Here is a 7,347-nt window from a genome sequence, read left to right as displayed (position 1 = left end):
AACCTGCCGCGTGGCGGCGTCGACGACCGTCACCGCCTTGGCGTCGGGGCTCGTCACATAGGCAAAGCGTCCGTCGGCGCTGACGGCCACCCCCGCCGGCTTGCCGCCGATGGCGATGGTTGCCACGCTACGCGAGGTCGCGAGGTCCACGACCATCAGATCGTCGCTGAGCTGGTTGGTGACGAACGCCTCTTCAGCGCACGCGCTGCCGAAAGTACCCCAGCAAAGGCCGGCCGCGAGCGCCGCCAGGAGCAGCGCCCGCAAGTCCAGTGTCCGCACGATCAGCTACCGCTCTCGATCTTCTTCTTCAGCGCCTCGAGGCCGGTCTTGTAAAGCTCGCTCACCGCCTTCACCGCGGCCTCGTCGCTCAGCTCCGGCGGCGGATCGTTGTTGGGAAAGCCGCGGTAGAACGCGCCGGCCCATTCCAGCTTGGACTTGCCGTCGGGCGCCGGCGACACCGTCAAGGTCGAGGAATAATTGGTCACCGGCAGCACCTTCACGTCGACCTTGGTGATCCGGTACGAATAGCTCAGCATGTCCGGCTCGTATTTATAGAGCTCCTCCTCGACCGTCGGGCCGCCCGTCAGGGTCAGCGTCCGCGTCGCGCCGATCTCGTTGCCCTTCTCACCCGTGGTCTTGGTGACGATCGGAAGCCAGCTCATGTCCTGGAAATTGGAGATCGCGGCCCAGACCTTGGCCGGCGGCGCACTGATCTCGATGGATTCCCGCACCTTCTGCCGGGTCGGCCCATGCGCCCAGGCCGGGCCAAAGGTCGCCGTCAAGCCTGCCGCCCCAATTACAGCCAGCGCCGCAGCCACGGCCGTGCGCCGTCCAATCGTCACCCTCATCTCGTTTCCTCATACGTCCAGTTGATCACGCGCGGCTTGGAATGCGCGCTCCGGTCATCCTAGCGTATTTTGGGGCCGAGGGGAGACCGGTTCGTGGCGCCGTTGCGGCGGCACTCGGCCCCAACCCACAACCTGTTGCGCTGCCCGTCGGGCAAAACACCCCATGGGAGGGTCAACGCCATCAGGTCAAAATAATTCTCTTTATCAGAACTTCGGATTATCGTATAGAAAGCCATCCCAACCCGGCCGAGGGGCGCATCGCGATCGTCACGACACGCGGGATGGGACGTGGTGGACGCGAGTTGCGTCGGCGCGAGGGTGGTTGCAGGGCGGGTCACACCGTGAGCAGCTCACCCGCGCGCATACGACCGGCGCACTCAGCGTACGACAAAATCGTGTGGTCCTGGCGCCCGGGGTCTGTGCGCCAAGTGTTGCGGTGATGTGGCGGCCCAACCGGGTCCGCGCATCAGCCATCCGCAAGGCGACGGGGGCAATAGTGCATCGCTCCCCGGGGAGAGCACGACATAAGCCGTCAAACCACTGCGCAGGGAAGGCCGGTTGTTTGGCTTCACCTGTATGCCGCTGTGCAGCTGTTTTAGCACACGCTTCGCACAGTGGACCGCGGGTGCCAGCCGGCACCCGGCCTTCCCTGCGCCCTCGGCGTTTTCGAGGGCGGCAACGGCCGCAAAGCTCGGGCGGAATACGCCGCGAGAACGGGAAACCGCGCGTGCGATTGAGTTTCGAACATGAAGACGAATACCGCTCTCGTGCCCCGGACGTAGCGCGGCGCCCCCGGCGATGCGAAGCATCGTCCGGTGCGGTGCGCTGCTGAGACGGGGCCCATGTCGCAGCGATATGCGCGGCTTCTGGGTCCCGGCTGTGCACCGCACCGCTCGCGCGTTGCGGCTTGTCCGGGACACGAACGTGGCGAGCAGATCAAGCCGCGTCGGCGGGCCTCACACGTCGAGCGATCTCCGCGCCCTTCTCCCGCTCGACGACACCGATGTCGTACTGCCCCTGCAAGTCCAACCAGAATTGAGGATTGTTGCCGAAATATCGACCAAGGCGCACCGCGGTGTCAGCCGAAATACCTCTGCGTCCATTCAGAATATCGGTAATCCGCCCCGAGGGAGCGCCGATGTCGAGTGAAAGCCTGTTGGCGCTCAGCCCTCGCGCAACCAACCGGCAGGATACGCCCGACCGCAAGCCCCGACCGCAAGGCTAGTCCAGCGCCTCCAGCACCAGCTCCATCGTCATCAGCACGGGATTGTCGCCGCGGGCCAGACGCCCCTCCGCCAAACCGCCGGTGTAGTCGACCAGCGCGACGTCGAGCGCAGCTTCGAGCGCGCCGGAGTGCCCGGGCGCGATCAGCCCGGCTATCACCGCAAGCTCTGTCGCAAACGGCTCGGTCACGCCGCCATGGGTGAAGCGCGCGCCGATGGTCGAACCGACGCCGCCATGGATCTTCGCACGCGCCATGCCGTGCGCGCGGCAGAACTCTTCGAGCGAGCCAGCAAAATCCTGGTTCGGGCGCAGCCGGAGCGTATACGCGCGGCTCGTCGTGCGCGCGCCCGTGCTCTCAGCGGCCACCGGGCCGAACAGCTTGAAATTGGTCTCGGAATCGGGCTCGGCGGTGAACAACGCACCGTCGATACCGAAGGCCTCGACCTCGAACGGTTCGGCGACGACAGTCTCGTCCGGCAGCATGTGGCCGCCGCTGTCCTTGCCGTCGGCCTCGGTCCAGAGCCCATGGCAGTGAAAGAACGGCGCGCCGTCGCGCGTGCCGAGCGTCATGCTGCCGAGCCTGGTGCGCGTCACGCCAGGCGGCCGGAACGTGTCGCTGTAGAAGGCGGCGTTCTCGCCGGTCTTCGACAGCGCCGGCATGACATAGGCGAACGGCCCGAGCGCACCGTGCCGGAAGTTAAGCACGCCACCGGCAAAACCTTCGGCCGCAAAGCCGCGCCGGGCGGCTTCCAGCAGCGGCAAACCTGCCTGAAGCGTGAACGAGAAGGCGCGCCCCCTCGCCCCCACCCATTGGATGCGCTCCGCGACGGCCGCGCCCGGCTGCTTGATATTCCGCATCGCCTTCGCTCAGCCAGCTTTCGTCTTGTCGAGATCGAGCAGCCCACGCGCCTCGAGCTCGTCGCGCACCATGCGTTTTGGAATCTTGCCATAGCCGGATTTCGGCAGCGCCTCCCAGAAGAAGAACCGCTTCGGCATCTTGTAGCGCGGCACCTTCGGCGAGAGGAACGCCGCCATCTCGGCCTCGCTCACCGGCTTCGTACCTTCGCGCGCAACGCAGACGGCGACGCCGACCTCGCCCCAGGTCGCATCGGGCACGCCGAGCACGGCGACCTCACCGACCGCGGGATGCGTCAGGATTTTCTCCTCGATCTCGCGCGGATAGATGTTGGAGCCGCCGGAGATGTACATGTCGGACGCGCGGCCGGTAATGTAGACGAATCCCTCCTCGTCCATGTGGCCGAGATCGCCGGTGCGGAACCAGCCGTTGCGGAATGCCTTCGCATTGGCTTCAGGGTTGTCGTAATAGCCCGCGAGCACGGCGGGGCCGATCACGCAGATCTCGCCGCTCTGGTTGGCCGCGAGCTCGCGGCCCTCGTCGTCCTGGATCGAGACCTGCATGCCGGTGCGTTCGAAGCCGCAGGTGCCGATCTTGGCATGCGGCCCGTCGTCGGGATCGTGCAACGCCGCCGGCAGCACGGTGATGTTGCCGGTGACCTCGCCGAGGCCGAAATACTGCACGATGACCTTGCCGAGCTTCTTCAGCGCGGTCTTTTGGTCCTCGCGATACATCGGCGCGCCGGCATAGATCACGTGGCGCAGCGAGCCGTGGTCGTACTTGTCGACGGCGGGGTGCTCGACCATCATCTTCAGGATCGTCGGCACCGTGAAGAGATTGCCGACCCGATGCTTTTCGATCAGGCGGAACGCCTCGTCGATGTCGAACTTCTCGGTCGGCAACAAGACGGTGCAGACGCCGCGCGCGGTCTGCACCAGCTGATGCACGCCGGCGCCGTGCGACAATGGCGCCACCACCAGCGAAGCATCCGCCTCGGTGACGCCGGGGGTGAGATCGGCGAGATGGTTGGTGACGACAAATCCCATCTGGCCGTGGGTCAGCACCGCCGCCTTCGAACGCCCGGTGGTGCCGGAGGTGAAGAAGAACCAGCAGGGATCGTCGTGCTCAACATCGGCATTGGCGATGCTGGCGCTAGCCTGCGAGGCAACGGCGTCGGCAACCGAGCGCTCGCCGAACGCGGCCTTGCCGTCGACGCTCCAGGTGAACTCGAGCGCGCCGCCCTTCACGGCCGCGGCGTGCTCGGGAAAATCGACATGGCACAGGAACGCCTTGGCTCCGGAGGCCTCTGCGAGATAGGTGACCTCATCCGGCATCAGGCGGAAATTGGTGGGCACCCAGACCGCGCCGAGCCGGAATGCCGCGAACATCGAGAAGAACATCTCGTCGCCATTCTTGGAATGGACCAGGATGCGGTCGCCCTTGGTGATGCCGCGCGCGGCGAGCGCAGCCGCCAGCGCCGAGACCTGCGCGTCTATCTCGCGCCAGGTCCAGGATTTGTCTCCCCAGACGAAGCCGGGACGCGTTCCATGCCGCCGGGCATTCTGGGTCAGCATGTAAGCGAGATTCATGACGCGGCGGGACATGCGCAGGGGCTGCATGGGGCTTCCTCTTCGAAGGCGGACGGCACGCTGGCCATCCGCTCATTGCAGCCCATTTATCGCCATCCCCCGCGCCCCTGCAAGGCCGCCGGATGCACGGCTCCCCTACGGTTGCTTGAATGCAAACGGCGTCGCCGTGATGGTCTTCTGCTTGACACAGGCCTGCGGACCAAAGCCGCCGCAGAAGCTGCCGTGCAGATCGAAGCGAACGGTTCGCGCAGCACGGCGCTTCGTCGGCGGGGGCATGATCTTGTAGCGGAGGACATAGCCGTCAAACACCTCGCGTAAATTGCCATCCGGCAACGTCGCCAGGATCTTGATGACGCAGCCGCCGGTTCCGCAATAGGTGGTCTCGCGATCCCCGCATTTGGTCTCGCCGAAATCGACGATGTAGTCGTCGCGGCCATCACCGGTGAGGTCGATCCTGCGCACCGTATCAGGCGCGAAGCTCACCTCGCCGCCGTCCTGACTGGTGCATTCTTCATTGGCGTAGCGCAGCGCCTTCTGCACGCCAGGCGGATAGTCGGCTGGATTGAACGTCCTTGCATCCTCGGCGCGCACGGCAGAGGTGAAGAGAGCGAGCATGAGGATCAGATAACGCATGCGGGTTGGTCGCCGGCGCGGCCGCAATCGTTCAGGGAATTTTAAACATGATCGGCGCACCCTCGCTCAGTTCTCGCGTACAGAGTGCCGCATCATGGTCAAAGCGCCTGCCTTCCTCCTGTTGTCGCTGGCGCTCGCCGGATGTGCCGTGGCGCCGCAGGCGCACCTGGCGTCCGATCCCGCCTTCAAGCCTGCCCGTTATGCCTGGGATGGCGCCGGCGAGGATCCCAATCGGCCGCATGCGGCCTCACAACCAACACGGACGGCGACCCGATCCGAGCGAAGCAGCTCGCAAGCCGGGCTTCAGCCCCCTTCGAAGGAGTGGTGGCAAGCGCAGGACGGCAGCGAGGCTGAGCAGGATGCCAGGGTCAACCGCTCCCTGGTCATCTGCAAGGGATGCCTGCGCCCGCAGCAGCAGCCCGAAGATTCCAGGCTCGCCAAAGCGACCGATTGAACCGAACGACCTCGACATCGGAAACCGGCCGGCCCGACCGTGCGTTATGACTTGGTGCGCGAGGCTGGCAGCTGGAAGGTCGACAACATGACCAACGTCATCAACAACAAGGACCATTGCCGCTACGAGCTCTCGGTGGAAGGCCATCTTGCGACCGAGCACTACAAGCTCGACGGCGATGTGATCACGTTCGAGCACACCGACGTGCCGAAGGAGCTCGGCGGCAAGGGCGTCGGCTCGAAACTGGTGCAAGGCGCGCTCGACCAGGTCCGCGCGTCCGGATTGAAGCTGATCCCGCAATGCCCGTTCGTGAAAGCGTGGATCGAAAAGCATCCGGACTATGCGGACCTCGTGACGAGGTGAGAGCACAGGCCCGCCGCCCATAGCCAGCGGGCCTGCCGATCTCTACGGCCTGTTATCCATGCCGGAGCATGTCCTGATCATTCAGATCCCAGTCCTGCCACAGCTGGAGTATGCCCAGCAGCACCACCGCCCCGCCGAGGCTCGTGTGATAGATGCGGAGAAAACCTTCACCGGAATAGCCGAGGGCGTAAGGCGAGGCGATGAGCCACAGCCCGACGAGGATCGTCGTCACCTCTTGCCAGCGCTGCAAGGCGACGTATTCGAGCTGGCTAATGCCAAACACGACCAGGCCGATTGTGACCGCATTCAGGACCGCCGTCTGGTTTCCGGTGATCGCCGCCTGATCCTGGATGGGAAACCACGGCGAAGCCACGATGAGCGCGCCGAGCAGCATCCCGCACCAGTCTTCCCATGTTCGATGAGTATTCAAGAAACCAAAGTCCGACATCGTACCCTCCTGTGACAGAGGCACACGTCGGCGGCTGGCGGTCACGACACTCCGAATGTCTTGCGACCCTGCCGGCCGCATTCGGACGTATGTCCTTGAGAAAACGTGGGAGCCGCCGTGGAACTTGCAAGAGCGACGCCGGCAAATATTGGAGCAGGCGTCGTGTTCACGAAAGGAAGGCTTCTCATACTGCGCTGCAGCTACAGGCACGCGCGTTTGCAGATGTCTGCCGTGCGGCAAGCTCCCTTGGCTGCGCCTTGCCAAGGACGGGGACGGGCTCCTAGATCAACGCGTAAGACGCACGACGGAAGGATCTTGCATGGCCGCCTCATCTGTACGGGACAACAAGGACAGAAGCCGCTTCGAACTCGATGTCGGCAGCGATATCGCCTTCGCTAATTACCGGCTGACGCCGACGGCGGTCATCATCACCCACACCGAAACGCCCCGTGCGCTCCGCGGTCGCGGCATCGCATCCGAACTGGTCAAGGGCGCGCTGGACTTGATCCGGCGCGACGGCAGGAAGGTGATTGCCGGCTGCGGCTTCGTCGTCGACTATCTCGACAGGCATCCGGAGGATGCGGATCTGGTCGCCTGAACGCAAAAGGGCCCGCGAGATCGCGGGCCCTTGCGGCACGACCGGCGGTCGGTCAGTGCTTGATCTCCGGCGGCAGCTTGCCGCCATTAGCAGCGAGCTTGGACATCACCTGCTTGTGCAGCCAGACGTTCATGCTCGCGGAATCGTTCATGTCGCCGGTGTAGCCCAGCTCCTTGGCGAGATCCTTGCGGGCTGCAAGGCTGGAATCGATGTCGAGCGCCTTCATGAGGTCGACGATCGAGGTACGCCATTCCAGCTTCTCGCCCTTGTGCGCGGCCACCGCCTTGTCGACGACCGCGGCGACGTCGACCGCGGCCATGGGCGCGCCGGCCGG

Annotated in this window: 10 protein-coding genes and 1 pseudogene; 3 read left to right on the top strand and 8 right to left on the bottom strand. The window is 64.9% G+C overall.

Annotation, left to right across the window (positions count from 1 at the left end; translation table 11 throughout):
* From MOV74_RS26475 to MOV74_RS26450, 6 genes and pseudogenes are all read right to left on the bottom strand, one after another.
* A pseudogene (locus MOV74_RS26475) lies at positions 1-264 on the bottom strand (YncE family protein); the annotation flags it as partial.
* A 17-nt stretch (positions 265-281) separates the two neighbouring features.
* Positions 282-848: an SRPBCC family protein gene (locus MOV74_RS26470; protein ID WP_246929352.1), complete on the bottom strand. Its 567-nt coding sequence runs from the start codon at positions 846-848 to the stop codon at positions 282-284.
* A gap of 936 nt (positions 849-1,784) precedes the next feature.
* Positions 1,785-2,030, bottom strand: coding sequence for a HigA family addiction module antitoxin (locus MOV74_RS26465; RefSeq protein ID WP_246929350.1), 246 nt, complete (start codon positions 2,028-2,030; stop codon positions 1,785-1,787).
* A 39-nt stretch (positions 2,031-2,069) separates the two neighbouring features.
* Entirely contained in the window at positions 2,070-2,930 is an 861-nt protein-coding gene (locus MOV74_RS26460; RefSeq protein ID WP_246929348.1) for a PCC domain-containing protein, read from the bottom strand.
* Between the two features lie 9 nt (positions 2,931-2,939).
* Positions 2,940-4,547, bottom strand: coding sequence for an acyl-CoA synthetase (locus MOV74_RS26455; RefSeq protein ID WP_246929346.1), 1,608 nt, complete (start codon positions 4,545-4,547; stop codon positions 2,940-2,942).
* Between the two features lie 105 nt (positions 4,548-4,652).
* Positions 4,653-5,150 (bottom strand): hypothetical protein, encoded by a 498-nt coding sequence (locus MOV74_RS26450; protein ID WP_246929344.1) that lies wholly within the window; start codon positions 5,148-5,150, stop codon positions 4,653-4,655.
* Between the two features lie 94 nt (positions 5,151-5,244).
* Here MOV74_RS26450 and MOV74_RS26445 point away from each other — a divergent pair, with 94 nt between their 5' ends.
* Together MOV74_RS26445 and MOV74_RS26440 are read left to right on the top strand one after the other, a co-directional pair.
* Positions 5,245-5,604, top strand: a complete 360-nt coding sequence (locus MOV74_RS26445) for a hypothetical protein (RefSeq protein ID WP_246929341.1) — start codon at positions 5,245-5,247, stop codon at positions 5,602-5,604.
* An 87-nt stretch (positions 5,605-5,691) separates the two neighbouring features.
* Positions 5,692-5,967 (top strand): GNAT family N-acetyltransferase, encoded by a 276-nt coding sequence (locus tag MOV74_RS26440; RefSeq protein ID WP_246929360.1) that lies wholly within the window; start codon positions 5,692-5,694, stop codon positions 5,965-5,967.
* Between the two features lie 52 nt (positions 5,968-6,019).
* Here the strand turns inward: MOV74_RS26440 and MOV74_RS26435 are convergent, their stop codons facing one another.
* Positions 6,020-6,415: an SPW repeat protein gene (locus MOV74_RS26435; protein WP_246929340.1), complete on the bottom strand. Its 396-nt coding sequence runs from the start codon at positions 6,413-6,415 to the stop codon at positions 6,020-6,022.
* 319 nt (positions 6,416-6,734) lie between these two features.
* On the opposite strand from MOV74_RS26435, the gene MOV74_RS26430 reads away from it, so the two are divergent.
* The gene (locus MOV74_RS26430) at positions 6,735-7,013 is read left to right on the top strand and encodes a GNAT family N-acetyltransferase (protein WP_246929338.1); all 279 of its coding nucleotides are present in this window, start codon (positions 6,735-6,737) and stop codon (positions 7,011-7,013) included.
* 52 nt (positions 7,014-7,065) lie between these two features.
* Here the strand turns inward: MOV74_RS26430 and MOV74_RS26425 are convergent.
* On the bottom strand, positions 7,066-7,347 hold a 282-nt coding region (locus tag MOV74_RS26425), incomplete at its 5' end, for a DUF3597 domain-containing protein (RefSeq protein WP_246929336.1).

The sequence above is a fragment of the Bradyrhizobium sp. SHOUNA76 genome, assembly GCF_023006445.1.
Lineage (GTDB): Bacteria > Pseudomonadota > Alphaproteobacteria > Rhizobiales > Xanthobacteraceae > Bradyrhizobium.
This window is presented reverse-complemented; position numbering and strand designations above follow the sequence as displayed.

Bases quoted from the DNA above. Each gene is read 5' to 3' on its own strand.
- MOV74_RS26455 (WP_246929346.1), bottom strand. From the start codon at position 4,547: ATGCAGCCCCTGCGCATGTCCCGCCGCGTCATGAATCTCGCTTACATG.
- MOV74_RS26435 (WP_246929340.1), bottom strand. From the start codon at position 6,415: ATGTCGGACTTTGGTTTCTTGAATACTCATCGAACATGGGAAGACTGG.
- MOV74_RS26445 (WP_246929341.1), top strand. From the start codon at position 5,245: ATGGTCAAAGCGCCTGCCTTCCTCCTGTTGTCGCTGGCGCTCGCCGGA.
- MOV74_RS26440 (WP_246929360.1), top strand. From the start codon at position 5,692: ATGACCAACGTCATCAACAACAAGGACCATTGCCGCTACGAGCTCTCG.
- MOV74_RS26470 (WP_246929352.1), bottom strand. From the start codon at position 848: ATGAGGGTGACGATTGGACGGCGCACGGCCGTGGCTGCGGCGCTGGCT.
- MOV74_RS26430 (WP_246929338.1), top strand. From the start codon at position 6,735: ATGGCCGCCTCATCTGTACGGGACAACAAGGACAGAAGCCGCTTCGAA.
- MOV74_RS26460 (WP_246929348.1), bottom strand. From the start codon at position 2,930: ATGCGGAATATCAAGCAGCCGGGCGCGGCCGTCGCGGAGCGCATCCAA.
- MOV74_RS26450 (WP_246929344.1), bottom strand. From the start codon at position 5,150: ATGCGTTATCTGATCCTCATGCTCGCTCTCTTCACCTCTGCCGTGCGC.